The sequence below is a fragment of the Hymenobacter daeguensis genome, from assembly GCF_054780555.1.
The window spans coordinates 169,177-184,085 of sequence record NZ_BAAGWC010000002.1 but is presented as its reverse complement, the minus strand read 5'-3'; the positions used below and the strand labels follow the sequence as shown (position 1 = coordinate 184,085).

At 60.9% G+C, this 14,909-nt stretch carries 14 protein-coding genes; 1 reads left to right on the top strand and 13 read right to left on the bottom strand.

Annotated elements, in window-relative coordinates:
• Window positions 1-109 precede the first annotated feature (109 nt).
• The 13 genes from ACYVHT_RS04425 to ACYVHT_RS04365 form a co-directional block, all read right to left on the bottom strand.
• Window positions 110-580 (bottom strand): hypothetical protein, encoded by a 471-nt coding sequence (locus ACYVHT_RS04425; RefSeq protein ID WP_460548379.1) that lies wholly within the window; start codon window positions 578-580, stop codon window positions 110-112.
• A gap of 78 nt (window positions 581-658) precedes the next feature.
• Window positions 659-2,293: an Ig-like domain-containing domain gene (locus tag ACYVHT_RS04420; RefSeq protein WP_460548377.1), complete on the bottom strand. Its 1,635-nt coding sequence runs from the start codon at window positions 2,291-2,293 to the stop codon at window positions 659-661.
• Window positions 2,277-2,567 (bottom strand): hypothetical protein, encoded by a 291-nt coding sequence (locus tag ACYVHT_RS04415; protein ID WP_460548374.1) that lies wholly within the window; start codon window positions 2,565-2,567, stop codon window positions 2,277-2,279. The genes ACYVHT_RS04420 and ACYVHT_RS04415 overlap by 17 nt, the downstream gene beginning before the upstream one ends.
• Window positions 2,567-3,475 carry a class I SAM-dependent methyltransferase gene (locus ACYVHT_RS04410; protein WP_460548372.1) on the bottom strand — a complete coding sequence of 303 codons (909 nt, stop codon included), beginning with the start codon at window positions 3,473-3,475 and terminating at the stop codon, window positions 2,567-2,569. Before ACYVHT_RS04410 ends, ACYVHT_RS04415 begins: the two co-directional genes overlap by 1 nt.
• 115 nt (window positions 3,476-3,590) lie before the next feature.
• Entirely contained in the window at window positions 3,591-5,459 is a 1,869-nt protein-coding gene (mnmG, locus tag ACYVHT_RS04405) for a tRNA uridine-5-carboxymethylaminomethyl modification enzyme MnmG/GidA (RefSeq protein WP_460548369.1), read from the bottom strand.
• Window positions 5,460-5,692: 233 nt separating this feature from the next.
• Entirely contained in the window at window positions 5,693-6,418 is a 726-nt protein-coding gene (locus ACYVHT_RS04400; RefSeq protein WP_460548368.1) for a GNAT family N-acetyltransferase, read from the bottom strand.
• A 71-nt stretch (window positions 6,419-6,489) separates the two neighbouring features.
• A complete protein-coding gene (locus ACYVHT_RS04395) occupies window positions 6,490-7,410 on the bottom strand; it encodes a hypothetical protein (protein ID WP_460548366.1) in 921 nt (306 codons plus the stop codon).
• 73 nt (window positions 7,411-7,483) lie between these two features.
• On the bottom strand, window positions 7,484-7,981 hold the full coding sequence (gene ybeY / locus ACYVHT_RS04390) for an rRNA maturation RNAse YbeY (protein ID WP_460548364.1): 498 nt from the start codon (window positions 7,979-7,981) through the stop codon (window positions 7,484-7,486).
• 6 nt (window positions 7,982-7,987) lie between these two features.
• Window positions 7,988-8,434, bottom strand: a complete 447-nt coding sequence (locus ACYVHT_RS04385) for an ATP-binding protein (protein WP_460548362.1) — start codon at window positions 8,432-8,434, stop codon at window positions 7,988-7,990.
• Window positions 8,435-8,598: 164 nt separating this feature from the next.
• A complete protein-coding gene (locus tag ACYVHT_RS04380) occupies window positions 8,599-12,147 on the bottom strand; it encodes a DUF4175 family protein (RefSeq protein ID WP_460548360.1) in 3,549 nt (1,182 codons plus the stop codon).
• A 146-nt stretch (window positions 12,148-12,293) separates the two neighbouring features.
• A complete protein-coding gene (locus ACYVHT_RS04375; RefSeq protein WP_460548358.1) occupies window positions 12,294-13,064 on the bottom strand; it encodes an exodeoxyribonuclease III in 771 nt (256 codons plus the stop codon).
• A gap of 48 nt (window positions 13,065-13,112) precedes the next feature.
• Complete coding sequence (locus ACYVHT_RS04370) at window positions 13,113-13,505, bottom strand: hypothetical protein (RefSeq protein WP_460548356.1); 393 nt, start codon at window positions 13,503-13,505, stop codon at window positions 13,113-13,115.
• Entirely contained in the window at window positions 13,502-13,921 is a 420-nt protein-coding gene (locus ACYVHT_RS04365) for a carboxymuconolactone decarboxylase family protein (protein WP_460548354.1), read from the bottom strand. Before ACYVHT_RS04365 ends, ACYVHT_RS04370 begins: the two co-directional genes overlap by 4 nt.
• A gap of 219 nt (window positions 13,922-14,140) precedes the next feature.
• Between ACYVHT_RS04365 and ACYVHT_RS04360 the strand changes: the two genes are divergently transcribed.
• A complete protein-coding gene (locus ACYVHT_RS04360; RefSeq protein WP_460548352.1) occupies window positions 14,141-14,842 on the top strand; it encodes a ComF family protein in 702 nt (233 codons plus the stop codon).
• The last annotated feature ends 67 nt before the right edge of the window (window positions 14,843-14,909 follow it).

Genomic DNA, 14,909 nt, shown 5'->3' with positions numbered 1-14,909 from the left:
CACTGATTATCTAGTCGATAATTCGTTTTTCAACATGTCCACCGGGTTTCCACATTTTCCTGTCCCCACGAAAATGGGCGGTGTGGGAAGGCGTTTTGGCCGGGGAAAGTTATCCCCGCTTATCCCCGCCCGTTTTGCCCTGTGTGGCTTCCGGATTTACCAAAAAAACTTCTGCCCCACTTATCCCCGTGTGGCGGCAATGTTTCCCCCAGGTTATCCCCGAAATCATCCCCGGCACGAAACCGCTGTGGAAAACCCCGTGGAAAAGCGGTGGAATAACCCGAAAAACGGGCCCAAGTAACTGGAAATCGACTTGAGTTATCCACCAATGTGGAAAATGGCGGGTGTTTTCAGTGTTTCCGCAGCTGAAAATCGGAGCAGCTATCCACAGGTGGGGAAAAGGCCGGTAAAGGAGAAACGAAGCCAAAACCGGCAGAAAGGCATTTTCTGCGACGCTGCTGAACTGCTTTGGTGCTAACTCATTTAGCAAGCAGCCATGCTGGCAGGCGCGCCAGCCGCCCGGCGCCAGGCCAGCGACGTAGGCGCGTGGCTGCTGAGGAGCGGCAGGTAGGGTGGCCACGCAACGCCAAACCAGTTTTTAAATCGCCTGCCCCATGATGCTGAGCAAAACGGCCGCCGCTACGCGGCATTGCAGTAGTTAAAATTTAAGGTTCTCTACGATGTCGAAGCCGGCGCGAATTTTCAGCGGATTGGGGTCGAGGTACACCGGCTCGGGGGCGAGGAGCAGATTGGGGTCGCCGCCGCGCCAGCGGCCGTCGCCGTCGGCATCGATGAGCACGCGCAGGCGGTAGGTGCCGGGCGGCATGTCGGAAAACAGGTAGCTGCCTTTGGGCGAGTTCAGGCTGGAGATTAGCTCGAACTTTTCGCTCAGCAGCTGCAGCTCGAAATTCCTGGCCGTAGTGGTGATGGTGCCCGACAGGCTGGTCGAAACGTCCTGCTCGCTGATGCCGAGGCGCAGCGGCTTCAGGCGCAGGTTCTGGCCCGTGATGGTGGTGATGGCCGTGCTGTCGAGCACGATTTCGAGGCGGGTTTTGGCCTTGGAATTGAAGCGCACGGCCAGCTTTGTCCGGTCGGCATCGAGGGTGCCATCGGCGGGCAGGCGCAGCGGGCGGCGCTTCACAGAGTCTTCGATGAGCGTACCGAAAGGACGGTCTTTGGCGAGGCGTACGGGCACGTTGAAAACGAATTTGACCTGGCCTTCGGGGTACACGGAGCGCGGGCTGCCTTCCACCGAATAGAGCGGCGGGCTGACGGTCTTTTTGGCCGTGGCCGCCGGCACCGGAAACTTGATGTTGAGGGTATCGTGGGCCACGTTTCCGGTGCTGTCGGTGGCCGTGAGCAGGTAGCGGCCGTCGCCCACTTCGGGCGTTTTATACACCACCACGGTACGGCCCCGCTCTTCAAGCTGCACGGCTTCGCCTACGGCAGGCAGAACGGCGGCGGTGCCCAAAGTGCCCAGCACCGCTGTGCGCAGGCCTTCGTTGAAAGCCAGGCGCAGCTGCGTGGCGCCGGGCGTGCGGGTGGTGAGCAGCGGCGGGCGCTTGTCGGGCTGGGTGAGCACCAGGGCGAAGGGCTGGGTGGTGCTGCCCGCAATGGTGATGGGCGCAGGCAGGTAGGCAATTTTCTCGCCTTCGTCGAACTTGCCGTTGTTGTTCTTATCGGCCACGGCATACAGGTTGTAGCGGCCGTCCTTGAGAAAATTCAGGCTGAATTTTCCGTCTTTATCGGTAAGCACGGTGTAGTAGGGCCGGCCCTTGCGCACGCCCAGCGTATCGCCCTCGCGGTAGAGGCCGATGCTGGCTTCGGCCACCGGCCGGAGCGAAAGCACGTCGGTAACAGTGCCACTCACTTTGCCCGAATCGAGCACCGCCCCGGTGCTGAAGGTGAGGTAGGCATTCTTGGCCGGCAGGGCCTCGGTAATGTCCACCACGCCTTCGCGGAAATTGAAGGTGTAGGTCGTGTTCGCGTCGAGGGGCTTGTCGAACAGCAGCGAGATGGAGTTGCGGTCTTCGCGCAGCTTGTAAGGGTTGTCGGCCGGCAGCTGGGGCGTGATGAGCAGGTTTTTGCTCAGGTCCTTGGTGATGACGGGCTCCGAAAAATTGAGCCGGATGAGCTGCAGTTTCACGTTGCGGGCCGCGCTATCGGGCACGCTGCTGATGCGGCGCGGGGGCGTGCGGTCGCGCGGGCCGCCCAGGGGCGGAGCCACGGCGGCGCAGCTTTCAAGCAGGGCAACCAGCGCCAGCAAAGCCAGCAATTCAGCGCGAACGGACATTATACAACAGCAGCGTGGTGAGGGTAATAACTACGATGGCCGCCCCGATGCGCAGCCCCGTCCGGCGCGTCACGGCATTGGTGGGCTCGGTGGTGTCAACGACCACGACGCGCCGGGTGGTATCGGCCACAAAGGTGGGGTGCGGCGTTTTGAGGGAATCGGTACGGGGCGTGCCCGCCGGCGCGGCAGCCGGCGCCGGCACGGTTTGGGCACGGGCGGCAGCGGCCAGCAGGCCTGCTACCACCACCAGCTGCCACCGCGCCGCCCGTCGCATCAGGCGCCGGCCGGGGTGCGCCGCCCGGCCACGTAGAGCAGGCTCGAATACTGCCCGTCGTGCTCTTCGGCATAGCGGTTGGAGGCGAAGCCAGCCTTCAGCACCGTCACCAGCCCGCCGGCGCGCTCGGCCTTGTGCTTCTCGCTGAGCATGCTCACGTAGTAGGCATCGAGCGGCATGGGCAGCGTCTGGCGGATGGTCAGCTTGTGCTTTTTGAGCAGCTGGGCCATGGTTTTGGGCGCGAAGTGGTAGAGGTGGCGGGGCACGTCGTAGGCGGCCCACAGCTCGCGGTAGTGCTGCGCGTCGAGGCTTTCCACGTTGGGCACGGCAATCAGCAGCACGCCGTCGGGCTTCAGCAACGCCACCAGCTGGGCCAGCGTTTCGTTCAGCGTATGGACGTGCTCCAACACATGCCAGAGCGTGATGGCATCGAACGTGCCGGGCTGAAACTGCACCAGACTTTCCTGCCCAATGGGCTGGCCGAGGCGCTGGCTGGCCTCCTCGCGGGCGCGGGCGTTGGGCTCCAGGCCCGCCACCTGCCAGCCGGCCGACTTCGCCGCTTTCAGAAAGTGGCCGGTGCCGCAGCCATAGTCCAGCAATTTGCCCCGGCGCGGCGCCAGCTTATTCAGCAAGCCCACCTTGCGGCGCATGGTGAAAAACCGCGCCACCTTGTAGGCCTGGTTCACAAAGCCCTGGGCGGCGCTGTTGTGCGACACGTAGGCGTCCGACTCGTAATACTTGCCGATTTCCGCCTCGTTCGGCCGCGGGTTAGTGAACTGAAAGCTGCACGCCGCGCACTGCACAATGGCAAAGCTCTCGTGGCTCACCGTGCGGTCTTCCACCACCAGCTTGTTCTTGAAGTCGGTTTTGCCACAGACCGGGCAATTATCTAAACGTTCGTAAGACACTCTTTTTTAATGAGGAATGAAGAATGAGGAATGAAGAATTAGCGAAAGGGAAAAGGCCCGCGCAGTTGCTTTCGGCCCATTCTTCATTCCTCATTCTTCATTCCTCATTTCCAAATTATCGGCCAAGGTACACCATCAGCACCGACACGTCGGCCGGCGAAATGCCGCTGATGCGCGAGGCCTGTCCAATGGTTTCGGGCTGAATGCGCAGCAGCTTTTCGCGGGCCTCGTGCGAGAGGGCGGGCATGGCGCGGTAGTCGAGCCGGCCCTGAATCACGAAATTTTCCAGCTCCTGCATGCGCTCGGCCTGCTGCTGCTCCTTCTGCAAATACGTCTCGTACTTGATGTTGATGATGGCCTGCTCCAGCGCCTCGGCGTCGTAGGCGGCCAGGGCGGCATCCAGCGCGGGCAGGGCGCGGCGCAGGTCGGCCAGCTCCACGTTGGGGCGGCGCAGCAGGTTCACGGCGCGGGTTTTCTCGTGGATTTCGGCCGAGCCCAGCTCCACCATGAGCGGATTGATTTCGGCCGGCTCGATGGCGAATTTCTGGAACAGCACGCCGATTTCGGCGGTCTGGGCTTCCTTCATCCGCACGCGCTCCAGGCGCTCATCCGAGGCCAGGCCCAGCTCGTGGCCCAGCGGCGTGAGGCGCAGGTCAGCATTATCCTGTCGCAGTAAAATGCGGTGCTCGGCGCGGCTCGTGAACATGCGGTAGGGCTCGTCCGTGCCTTTGTTCACCAAGTCGTCGATGAGCACGCCGATGTAGGCCTCGCTTCGCTTCAGCACGAAGGGCGCTTTGCCGTGCACCTTGTTGTGGGCGTTGATGCCGGCCATCAGGCCCTGGCATGCAGCCTCCTCGTAGCCCGTGGTGCCGTTTATCTGGCCCGCGAAATACAGCCCGGCAATCAGCTTGGTTTCGAGCGTGAGCGAAAGCTGGGTGGGCGGGAAGAAGTCGTACTCGATGGCGTAGCCGGGGCGGAACATCTTGGCATTCTCGAAGCCCGCGATTTCGCGCAGGGCGCGGTACTGCACGTCCTCGGGCAGCGAGCTGCTGAAGCCGTTGATGTAGCATTCCACGGTGCTCCAGCCTTCGGGCTCCACAAAAATCTGGTGGCGGTCCTTGTCGGCGAAGCGGTTGATTTTGTCTTCCACGCTGGGGCAGTAGCGCGGCCCCAGGCCCTTGATGCGGCCCTGGAACATGGGCGACTTCTCGAAGCCCTCGCGCAGGATGTCGTGCACCCGCTCGTTGGTGTAGGTGATGTAGCACGGCCGCTGCTGCGTGAGGCGCGGCGTATCGAGGTAGGAGAACTTGCTCGGCACCTCGTCGCCGCCCTGGGCTTCCATTTTGGAGTAGTCGAGGCTGCGGCCGTCCACGCGGGGCGGGGTGCCGGTTTTCATGCGCCCGGCCTCGAAGCCCAGCTCCACCAGTTGCTCGGTGATGCCGCGGCTGCCCTTCTCGGCCGCCCGGCCGCCACCGAAATTCTTCTCGCCGATGTGAATAAGCCCGTTCAGGAAGGTGCCGTTCGTCAGCACCACCGACTTGCCGCGAAACTGAATGCCAAGGGCCGTTTTCACGCCCACCGCCGTGCCGTTTTCCACCACGATGCTGGTTACGGCTTCCTGCCAGAAATCGACGTTGGCGATGCCTTCCAGCGTCAGGCGCCAGGCTTCGGCGAAGCGCATGCGGTCGCTCTGGGCGCGCGGGCTCCACATGGCGGGGCCTTTCGAGCGGTTCAGCATCCGAAACTGAATCATGGTCTGGTCGGTGATGATGCCCGACTGGCCGCCCAGCGCGTCGATTTCGCGCACAATCTGGCCCTTGGCCACGCCGCCCATGGCGGGGTTGCACGACATCTGGGCGATTGTGTTCATGTTCATCGTCACCAGCAGCACTTTCGAGCCGAGGTTGGCGGCGGCGGCGGCGGCTTCGCAGCCGGCATGGCCCGCGCCCACTACAATGACGTCGTATTCTTCTTGCTGAAACATAGGAGCGCGAAGTTTCGCGGAGGTTAAAATGGAAGTCTCGCCAGGGCGATAAAAGCCAGAACCAAGCTTTGCGAAACTTGATTTCAACTTTGCGAGAACCTGCCTGAAAAAAGCTCACCCGGCGTTGACAGCTACAAAATTACGCAATCAAAAATCCGCAGCCGGTTTCACGTGAAACGAGTTGCGGGTTTCAGGATTTGGATTAAGCAGCACCGTAGCTGTTTGGGGTTGCTCTACACCGACAGCCCGCCCAACTCATCGGGCAGCCAGTCGGCCAGCAGCTCGGCCGATTGTGCAGCCACGTCATCCCAGGCAAAAGCCTGCCAGCGGCCCCTGACACAATCAAAAACCTCTGTCGCCGTCGCGCAGGCAAACAGCTTGTAGTCGAATTTCGGATAGCTGTGGATGAGGTAGCCGGGGTAGTAATGTGCCAGCTGCAGGCGGCGGGCATATTCTATTTTCAACAGCATCAAATACTTGCCCAGACTGTATTGACGATAGGCTGGGTCGTAGAAATTGAGAATACCGGCCAACGCGCGCTCACCCAAATCGAAAACCCCGGCGGCTATCAAGTTTCCATCGTCGTGCAGCTCAATGATGCCCGTATTGAATACATTGTGCTCTGCCCCGCCCAGCAGCACATCGTCCACGGTGGGAGCGGCATCGAAGGTGATGGACTGCCGGTAGCGGGCGTACAGCTCCTCGTATTCCGGCCGGGGGCGAAACGGCTGAATGGTGGCCGTGAACCGGGCGTTGCGGCGCAGCAGCCGGCGCTGCTCGGGGCCCCACTGCACGCGGGCCAGGTCCAGCCGCAGCCAGTGGGCGGTGTAGAGGCGGCCATCGAAGGGCACGAACTGGCAGGTAAACAGGTCCTGCTGCATGCGGTAGTAGCCCTGCGCCAAGTAAAAATCCAGCGCATCGCCCCGGAGGATGGGGAAGTCAGACGAGGAGGCAGCCATAAAATGCAGTCAGGCCACGGCGTTCAGCAGCAGCCGACATCTGTCCGAATGCCCAGCCGGTGCCATCAAGGCTACTTCTTGATAAGCGGCCGGATGTTTTTAACGTAAAAATTACGCAGGTAAAAATCGGAAATGCCGAGCAGCGCCCGGACCTTCTTCTTTGCCTCGCCAAACGGAACTTTGGAATAATAGTAATCCTCAAAAAAATGGAGGATGTCGGGCCGGGTCATCTTATCGAGGTAGGGCACACGGAGCACTCCGGCCCAGTGAATGACATACGGGTACGAATTGCCTTCCTTAATCCTGGCTAGCTCCAGCGTCTGCGTTTTTGCCTCGTTGCTCCAGAGCATAAACTTGACGGGGGCAATTTTAATCTTACCCTGTTGCTCCAGCGAAGGCAGGATGTAGTTCAGCAGCGACTGGTCGGCCTGCGGGAAAATGTCGAAGCGCTTGTAATATGGAAACGTCGTGAGGTCGAAATACGGAGCCAGCACTTCCGGCGTCACCTTGCCCGTCGTGATGATGGCCTGCCCGCCATTAAACGCATAGCCCGGATACTCAAAGCTGGGGTCGATGCCCTTGACGGTATCCAGGGTATAGTAGTGGCCCTTGAACTCTTTGCTGGTAATGTCGGCGTCATAATCGGGGTCCATCACGAAGTCGGCCCCGGCGGTTTTCTGATACAAATCGTCCAGGAAACGGCCCGCCAGCACAATGTCGCAATCGATGCTGAACACGCGCTGCCCCTTAAACTTGTCCGACGCCAGCAGGTGCACCTTGGCCGCCGACCAGCCATATTTGTCTTTGCCCAAATCCAACACCTTTACGTTGAGGGCTTCCTCCATTTCGGTGGTGTCGAACTCGCCCGCCAAGTTGTCCTTAACGATGTAAATATCTGCGTCGGGATAAAAATACCGGACGCTGGCGCAGCAGATTCTGGTGAAGAAATAAAGTGTCTTGTAGGTGATGACAACTACTATCTTCTTTTCCATCAGGCTATTTACTCAACTTTAGGCCACGTGCTTACTAAAGCTGAAGGGCACTTTTTTCAAACCGCTATAACAATTAAAAAGCCCGCAAAGATAGACAGTAGTCTTCCTTCTTGCGCATGGCCGTCTGGCTCAGCAGGTCCTTGTCCTGGTAGCCGAGCAGGTGCAGCACACCATGAATCATGACGCGGTGCAGCTCGTCGCGGAAGCTGATGCCGAGGTCCTGAGCATTCTCCCGTACCCGTTCCACACTGATGAAAATATCCCCTTCCAGAATGTCGGCGTCGTCGGAATTATCGAACGTGATAACATCCGTCAGCGTGTCGTGGTCGAGGTATTCGACGTTGAGCTGATGCAGGTAGTCGTCGGAGCAGAAGATGTAGGTGAGCTGCACGATGCGGTGCTCGTGCACCTTGGCCACGCGCTCAATCCAGTCAATCACGCCTTCGGCATCGGAGAGCTCGAACTCGGGCACGTCCTCCACCATAAACTCAATGCCGGGTGCCTCGTGGTGCAGCTCGCCGGGTGGGAACGACTCGTGGTGGGGCGGGCCCACCGGCGGGGTGCTCATCATACTTTTTTAAGCAGCAATGTGGTCGGCATTCGAGGCTTCGTCGGTGGGGGCAGGCGCCAGCTGGAACGTGAGCAGCACGCGGCGGCCTTCCTTCGTGAATTCTACCTCATCGGCCAGGTGGCGGATGAGGAAGATGCCCCGACCACCGGGGTTTTCCAGGTTTTCGGGGGCCGTGGGGTCGTCCAGGTTGTCGTAGTTGAAGCCTGCGCCTTCGTCCTCAATCTCAAATTTGAGCTGCTGGGGTTCCACGTACAGCGACAGATAGACGTTCTTGTCCTTGTCAAACTTGTTGCCGTGCCGGATGGCGTTGTTCACCGCTTCGGTCACGGCCACCATGATGTTGCCGTAGATATCGTCCTCAATCTGAAAGGTATCCTTGGAGTTGTCGATGAAACTTTCGACCACGCGGATATTCTCAACGAGCGACGGAATCTGAATTTTTACCTGCTTCATAAGGCGGTTTAATAGGAAGGACGGCGGCTGCTTAGGGGCGGCAAAAATAGTGTTTTGGCTGCAAAGCGCCGCAACAATTTCAATTGCCCCGCGCAGCGCGGTTCTGACAGTGCATTAATTGGTTAACGAAACTGCATCCCATAAGGATGGGAAGATGTTTCGATTTACTTTATTTTTTGAAAATACTCGCCCACTTCGCGCTGATAATACGGCGTGAGGTTGGGCGGTGTACTACGTAGTAATTCGGTCTGGCGTTCTTTGCTGACCTTGTATTTGTCGAAAGCCGGCGGGAAAACCGGGGGTTTGTACTGAGCCGCCTGGGCCTCGCGCTTGGTGTCCTGGTCGCGCTCGCGGGCCGATTTTTCCACTTCCAGCAGGCGGGTCAGGATTTGCTGCTGGCGCATCATGGTTTCCTCGGTCAGGCGCTTGTTCACGAGGTCGGTTTCGGTCTGCTCCATCATCTTCTTGAGGTCGCCGGTGCCGCCCATGCCCTGGTCGCCCTTGCCTTTGCCGTCCTTGCCGGTGGGGTCGCCGCCTTCTTTGCCTTCTTTGCCATTCTTGCTTTGCCCCTGGCCGGCCTGGCCCTCGCCTCCCTGGCCGCTCTGGCCCTGCGAGCCGCCGGGCTTGCCGCCCTGCTGCATCTTATCGAGCTGCTGCATGGCCTGGCGCAGCATCTGCTGCTGGGCGGCCAGCTTGGCCAGCTCCTCACTCATGGCGCGGCCGGTTTTGCCGCTCTGCGAAAGCTTCTGAATCTGCTCGTTGAGCTGCTTCTGCATCTGGCCCATGCTGCCGGGGCCGGGCTTGCTGCCCTGGCCTTGCCCTTTGCCCTTGCCCTTTTTCTTGCCGGGCTTGCCCTGGCCGTCTTTGGGTGCGCCTTTGCCTTCCTGGGCCTCCTGCTGCATCTGCTGCAGGGAGCTTTGCAGCATCAGGGCGAGGTTGTTCATGCTGGTCATGGCCTGCTGCTCGGTGGCGGTGGCGCGGCCCAGGTCGCGCTGCTGAATGTGGGTGAGCGACTCGTCCATGCGGCCGTTCATCTCGCCCACCTCACGGGTCACGAAGCTCTGAATTTTGGGCTCCTTCTTAGCCAGCGCATACAGCGAATCCTGGATAATCTTGGCGTCGTCGCGCAGCTTGCGCTGGGTCTGGCCCAGCTGCACAAAGCGCGGGTCCGACTGGTCCACTTTGCGGAAATCCTTCATCAGCTGCTCCTGGTCGAAGCTTAGCGTGAGCAGGTTTTCGAGGATGTCGCGCAGGTCGTCGATGTTCTGCTGGGCCTGGTCGCTCTCCTCCTCGCTCATCTGGTCGCGCATTTTCTGCGCCATCTTTTTCATGCGCGAGGCAGCGCTTTTCTGGTTGCCGGCGGCCTTCTTGTTCTGGTTTTTGCTCAGGCTCTGCTGGCTGTCCTGCATGTCCTGGTCGGTCTGCTCCTGCTCGGGCTTCTGCTCGTCCATGCCGTTCTGGTCGCCGAACTCCTTGTCCATCTGCTTCAGCTCCTGCAGCTCCTTTTTCAGGTCATCGAACTCCTTCTGGTTTTCGGCCTGCTCCTTCTTGAGTTCCTCCTGCTTGGCTTTCTGGTCCTGATTTGAGGCCTTGTTATCGGGGTTGTCCTTGTCGTTTTTCTCGGTTTTTTCGGCCAGCTTTTCCTCCTGCCTGGCCAGCTCGTCGAGCTTGTTAGCGGTTTCCTCGGCCTTCTGCTCCAGCTGCATCTGCTTAAACATTTCGAGGGCGCGGTCGAGCTCTTTTTGCAGGGTGTCTTCCTTGTTTTCGAGCTGTTGCAGCAGCTTTTGCATCTCGGCATCGGGCTGCTTCTTTTCTTCCAGCAGCTTTTGCAGCTTGTCGTAAAGCTTCTTGGTTTCGGGGTCGAGCAGGTCGGCCATCAGTTTTTTCAGCTCCTCAGCTTTCTTGGCCAGCTCTTCGCTTTTGGGACTGGCTTGGTCCTGCTTCTGCTGCAGCTGGTCGAACATCTTCTGCATCTGCTCCATCTGCTGGTTGAGCTGGTTTTTCTGGTCCAGCATGTTTTCCAGCTGCTTGCGGTCCTGAAAGCTCAGGTCCCGCTTGGTCTTGAGCTTGTCCTGGGCTTTGGCCAATTCGCGCTCCAGCTTCTCGCTCTGCTTGGCGGCCTGGCTCATCTGGCTGGCCACGGACTGCGCCTGGGCCTGCATTTCCTGGCGCAGCTCGCGCCGGCTGGGCAGGCGGAACTCGGCCGGGCGGGTGCGGGTGGCTTTGGGGCCGTGCACGCCGTCGTTGTCCCAGGCCTCCACGTAGTATTCGAGGCGGTCGCCGGGCTGCAGGTTCAGCGCGTTCAGGTTCCAGGTGTAGGCGTAAGTGCCGGCGCTTTCGCGGGGCAGCCCCAGCGGCGTGGCGCCCACGCGGCTCGGCGTCGAATTTGGCCCCTGACCGGCGCGGCGCAGGGCATAGTGCAGCTCCAGGCGGGTCAGGCCGTAGTCGTCGCGCACGGTGCCGCCCAGCGCCAGGTAGCGCCGGGTCACGGTGTCCGAAAAAGCTTCCAGCGTGAGCGTGGGCGGCAAATCGGGCACGGCCGTGAGCTGGTAGGAAATGGGGTCGCGGTTGAGGCTGGCCGGGTTTTTCAGGCGCAGCAGGTAGGGCTGCGAGCGCAGCACCCGCCGCTCGGCCGTGAAGGTGCCGTCGTCGCCGGTGGCGGCCAGGGTTTCGTCGGGGTTCTGGAATACGAGGGCCAACTCGTCCGTCGCGGCAGTGGCAAATTCCCAGCGCACCGTGCTGCCCTCCGGCACGGTGAGGTTGCCGCCGTTTTCAATGGTTTCGGCGGCCTTGCCGGTGTAGGGCGGGTAAGTGATACTGACCTTGAAATCGCGCAGGTTGGGCCGCTCCAGCACCGTGAGCTGGTATTCGGGCGAGGCAAACCCGGCGCCTTTCAGCTGAAACGTGACGTCGCCCTGCGGCTGCTCAAACGTGTAGCGGAACTGGTCGCCCCGGCCCGTCACCTTGCTCAGCTTGCGCTCGCCCTCATCAAACGCAATGCTCACATCAGCCGGCAGGGCCTGGCCCGCCACGCCCACGTCCAACGTAAAATCCTCGCCTTTGAACGCCGTCAGCTTAGGGTTTTTAATCACAAACTGAAACGGCGCGGGCGGCGAATACGCCCGCTTGTAGTGCCAGATGCGCTCGGTGCCCTGCACCAGAAAGCTGGGGTAAAATGCCAGCAGCAGCAGCAGCACGGCCGCCGGAATGGCCGCGTACTTCCACAGCGGCTTGCTCTGCTGCTGAATGTCGATGCCCTTGGCGAAGGAAATGTCGTCCATTTGCGCGGCGCGCTGCTCCAGGCTGGCCGCAATCAGGGCGTTGTCGCGGGCCTGGCCCTGCAGCTGCAGGGAGTTCAGCAGGCGGTCCTGCACTTCGGGAAACAGCTCCCCTACCCGGCGGGCGGCCTGCTCGTCGCTCAGCAGCCGGCGCAGGTTGGTGAGGGCCGCCAGCGGCGTCCAAATCCAGCGGGCAAAGCTGTACATGGTGAGGCCGATGAAGCCGAACAGCAGCCCGGCCCGCACCACCGTGGGCAGGTACAGGAAGTATTCGAGCCCGTTGAACACCACGAAAAAGCTCAGCAGTAGTCCCCCCGCCACCAGCCCGCCCCGCACCAGCAGGTTGAGGTAGAATTTGCGCTTGAAGGCTTCCAGTTCCGTCCGCACCCGTGCCAGCGCGGGGTATTCGGCCGCCGCGGCGCCTTGCTTAATCATCACCGCCATAAATCAGGTCTTAGTCGGGAAAGATACATCAGGATGGGGGGGCTTGGTTCGTTTTTAGGGTAAGAGGGTATGGGGGTGGGAGGGTAAGAGTTGTTCTCTATTTCCGGAAACTCCTACCCTCTTACACCCATACCCTCTTACCCTAATGAAACCCAGGCCGGGCAGTGGTCCGAATGCACCACGTCGGGCAACAGACCCGCACCGGTCAGGCGTGGTTGCAGGGCGGCATCGGCCAGCCAGTGGTCGAGGCGCCAGCCCACGTTGCGGCCGCGCGAGCCGGCCCGGTAGCTCCACCAGGAGTAGTGGCCCGTGGCCTCGCCGTGGTGGTGCCGGAAGGTATCGACCAGCCCATCGGCCAGGAAATCCTTAAACCACTGCCGCTCCTCCGGCGTGTAGCCGGGGCTGTTCTGGTTGGCCTTGGGGTTGTGCAGGTCGATGGCCGTCTGGCAGCAGTTGAAGTCGCCACCAATGAGCAGCGGCGGGGTTTTTCCGTCGGCCCGCAGCCCGGCAATGTACTGCCGGAAAAAGTGCAGCCACTCAATCTTGAAGGCCTGCCGGTCGGGCCCGCTCGTGCCCGAGGGCATGTAGGTATTCAGTACCGACACCTCTTCAAAATCCAGTCGCAGCACGCGGCCTTCGTCGTCATAAAGGCTTTCGCCGCAGCCGTGCACCACGGCTTTCGGCTCAATCTTCGAGAAAATGGCCACGCCGCTGTAGCCCGGCTTTTGGGCCGGATGCAGGTACACGTGGTAGCCCAGCTGCTCAAAGCCCGACACGTCCATCGGCTCCCGGCTGGCCTTTATTTCCTGCAGGCACAGCACGTCGGGCCGGGCTTCGGCCACCCAATCGAGCAGGCCTTTGCTGATGGCCGAGCGCAGGCCGTTGACGTTGTAAGAAACGATTTTCATGTTAGTGTGATGTTGAATAGCCCGTAGCCCGGACTCGCAAAGCCCAGGCTACAACTCGTCCCCCGGGTCCAGCGCGAAGTACTCCAGAATGTGCCACTTCAGCATGCGCTCCTGCTCCTTCAGATTGGCAAAGGGCACGGGGCGCAGCAGCTTGTAGTGCGGCCAGCCGTCGGCGTCCACGTGCGTCTGCGCGTAGTGGCCGCTGAGGCCGAAAAGGCGGCAGGTGGCAATGTGCATCAGGTCCTGCTTCTGCTCCTTGGTGAAGGTGGTGAGGCCCTGGTTCAGCTCCTGAATGCCGATGAGCAGCAGCAGGGCATTGAGGTCGGGGCGCTTGCCGAAACGCTCCTCCATTTCCAGCATCAGCGTTTCCCAGCGGGCGTCGAAATCGGCTTCGGCCTCGGGATGCTCGGCGGGTTCGAGGTAGCTCAGGTCGTCGCTCATGCGGTGGGTTGGCCGTCGTGGGCGGCTTTGTGGGCGGCCAGGTCGGCTTGCTCCGCCTGACGGTGGCTGCTCCCCGCTTCTGCTTTCAGGATTTCCCAATATTCCACCGCGCGGCGGAAGTGCGGAATCACGATGCTGCCGCCGATGATGTTGGCAATGGCAAACACCTCATAAATCTCCTCGTCGGTCAGCTTCTCCTCGAAGCATTTGCCCACGTGGTACTTGATGCAGTCGTCGCAGCGCAGCACCATGGAGCAGGCCAGGCCCAGCATCTCCTTGGTTTTCACGTCGAGCGCGCCGGCCGCGTAAGTATTGGTATCGAGGTTGAAAAACCGCTTGATGACCTTGTTGTCCGCCGCCATAATGGTGGCATTCATCCGCTGGCGATATTCGTTAAATTCAGTTACTTGGGACATTTTTAGGAAATTGTCTGAGAAAAAAGAACAGTCATGCTGCGCGTAGCCGAAGCATCTCTGCCGCAACAGTAAACCAATCGTGCGGCGAATATGATTGCCAGCCCGAGCGAGCTGCTTCGGCGGCGCGCAGCACCACCTTCTGGTTGAACCCGGTAGCTGGTGACCGGCTACCTTGCTCCTTCAAAATTACCCCCAAACTGCTCCCCCATTCTACCGCCCATGCTCCGCACCCTGGCGGCCGATTTTATCGGCCTGATTTTTCCCCGCCTCTGCCTGGCCTGCCAGGAACCGCTCGTGACCGGCGAAAACCACCTCTGCACCGGCTGCCGGGCCGAGCTGCCCTACACCGATTTTCACCGACTGCCGCCCGACCAGAACCCGCTGGGCCGCCGCTTCTGGGGCAAGCTGCCCATTCGCCATGCCCTGAGCTACCTGCGCTTCGTGCGCCACGGCCGGGTGCAGCACCTGCTCCACGAACTCAAATACCAGGGCCAGCGCGACGTAGGTACGGCCCTGGGCCAGCTCTACGGGGCCGAGCTGCACGCCGCCGGCCTGGCCGCTGATTTCGACCTCATCGTGCCCGTGCCGCTGCACCCGCGCAAGCTGGCCAAGCGCGGCTACAACCAGGCTGCCGCCTTTGCCACTGGCCTGGCCGACGGCCTGAAAGTGCCCGCCAGCAACACCGCCCTGCACCGCACCACCAACACCAAAACTCAAACCAAGAAAAACCGCGCCCAGCGCTGGGAAAACGTGGCCACCGTCTTCGAAGTCGAAAACCCCGCGCACGTCATCGGCCGCCGCATCCTCGTGGTCGATGATGTGCTGACGACCGGAGCCACGCTCGAAGCCTGCGGCGCGGTGCTGCTGGCGGCGGGCGCGGCCGAGGTTAGCATCGCCACTATCGCCTGCGCCGACCGGTAGGTTGTCAAGTAACGCACAAGAAAAAGGCCGCTCCTGATTCAGGAGCAGCCTTTTTCTTGTCTTGATA

Bases quoted from the DNA above. Each gene is read 5' to 3' on its own strand.
- ACYVHT_RS04385 (WP_460548362.1), bottom strand. From the start codon at position 8,434: ATGAAGCAGGTAAAAATTCAGATTCCGTCGCTCGTTGAGAATATCCGC.
- ybeY (WP_460548364.1), bottom strand. From the start codon at position 7,981: ATGATGAGCACCCCGCCGGTGGGCCCGCCCCACCACGAGTCGTTCCCA.
- ACYVHT_RS04395 (WP_460548366.1), bottom strand. From the start codon at position 7,410: ATGGAAAAGAAGATAGTAGTTGTCATCACCTACAAGACACTTTATTTC.
- ACYVHT_RS04370 (WP_460548356.1), bottom strand. From the start codon at position 13,505: ATGAGCGACGACCTGAGCTACCTCGAACCCGCCGAGCATCCCGAGGCC.
- ACYVHT_RS04365 (WP_460548354.1), bottom strand. From the start codon at position 13,921: ATGTCCCAAGTAACTGAATTTAACGAATATCGCCAGCGGATGAATGCC.
- ACYVHT_RS04380 (WP_460548360.1), bottom strand. From the start codon at position 12,147: ATGATTAAGCAAGGCGCCGCGGCGGCCGAATACCCCGCGCTGGCACGG.
- ACYVHT_RS04415 (WP_460548374.1), bottom strand. From the start codon at position 2,567: ATGCGACGGGCGGCGCGGTGGCAGCTGGTGGTGGTAGCAGGCCTGCTG.
- ACYVHT_RS04375 (WP_460548358.1), bottom strand. From the start codon at position 13,064: ATGAAAATCGTTTCTTACAACGTCAACGGCCTGCGCTCGGCCATCAGC.
- ACYVHT_RS04400 (WP_460548368.1), bottom strand. From the start codon at position 6,418: ATGGCTGCCTCCTCGTCTGACTTCCCCATCCTCCGGGGCGATGCGCTG.
- ACYVHT_RS04360 (WP_460548352.1), top strand. From the start codon at position 14,141: ATGCTCCGCACCCTGGCGGCCGATTTTATCGGCCTGATTTTTCCCCGC.
- mnmG (WP_460548369.1), bottom strand. From the start codon at position 5,459: ATGTTTCAGCAAGAAGAATACGACGTCATTGTAGTGGGCGCGGGCCAT.
- ACYVHT_RS04420 (WP_460548377.1), bottom strand. From the start codon at position 2,293: ATGTCCGTTCGCGCTGAATTGCTGGCTTTGCTGGCGCTGGTTGCCCTG.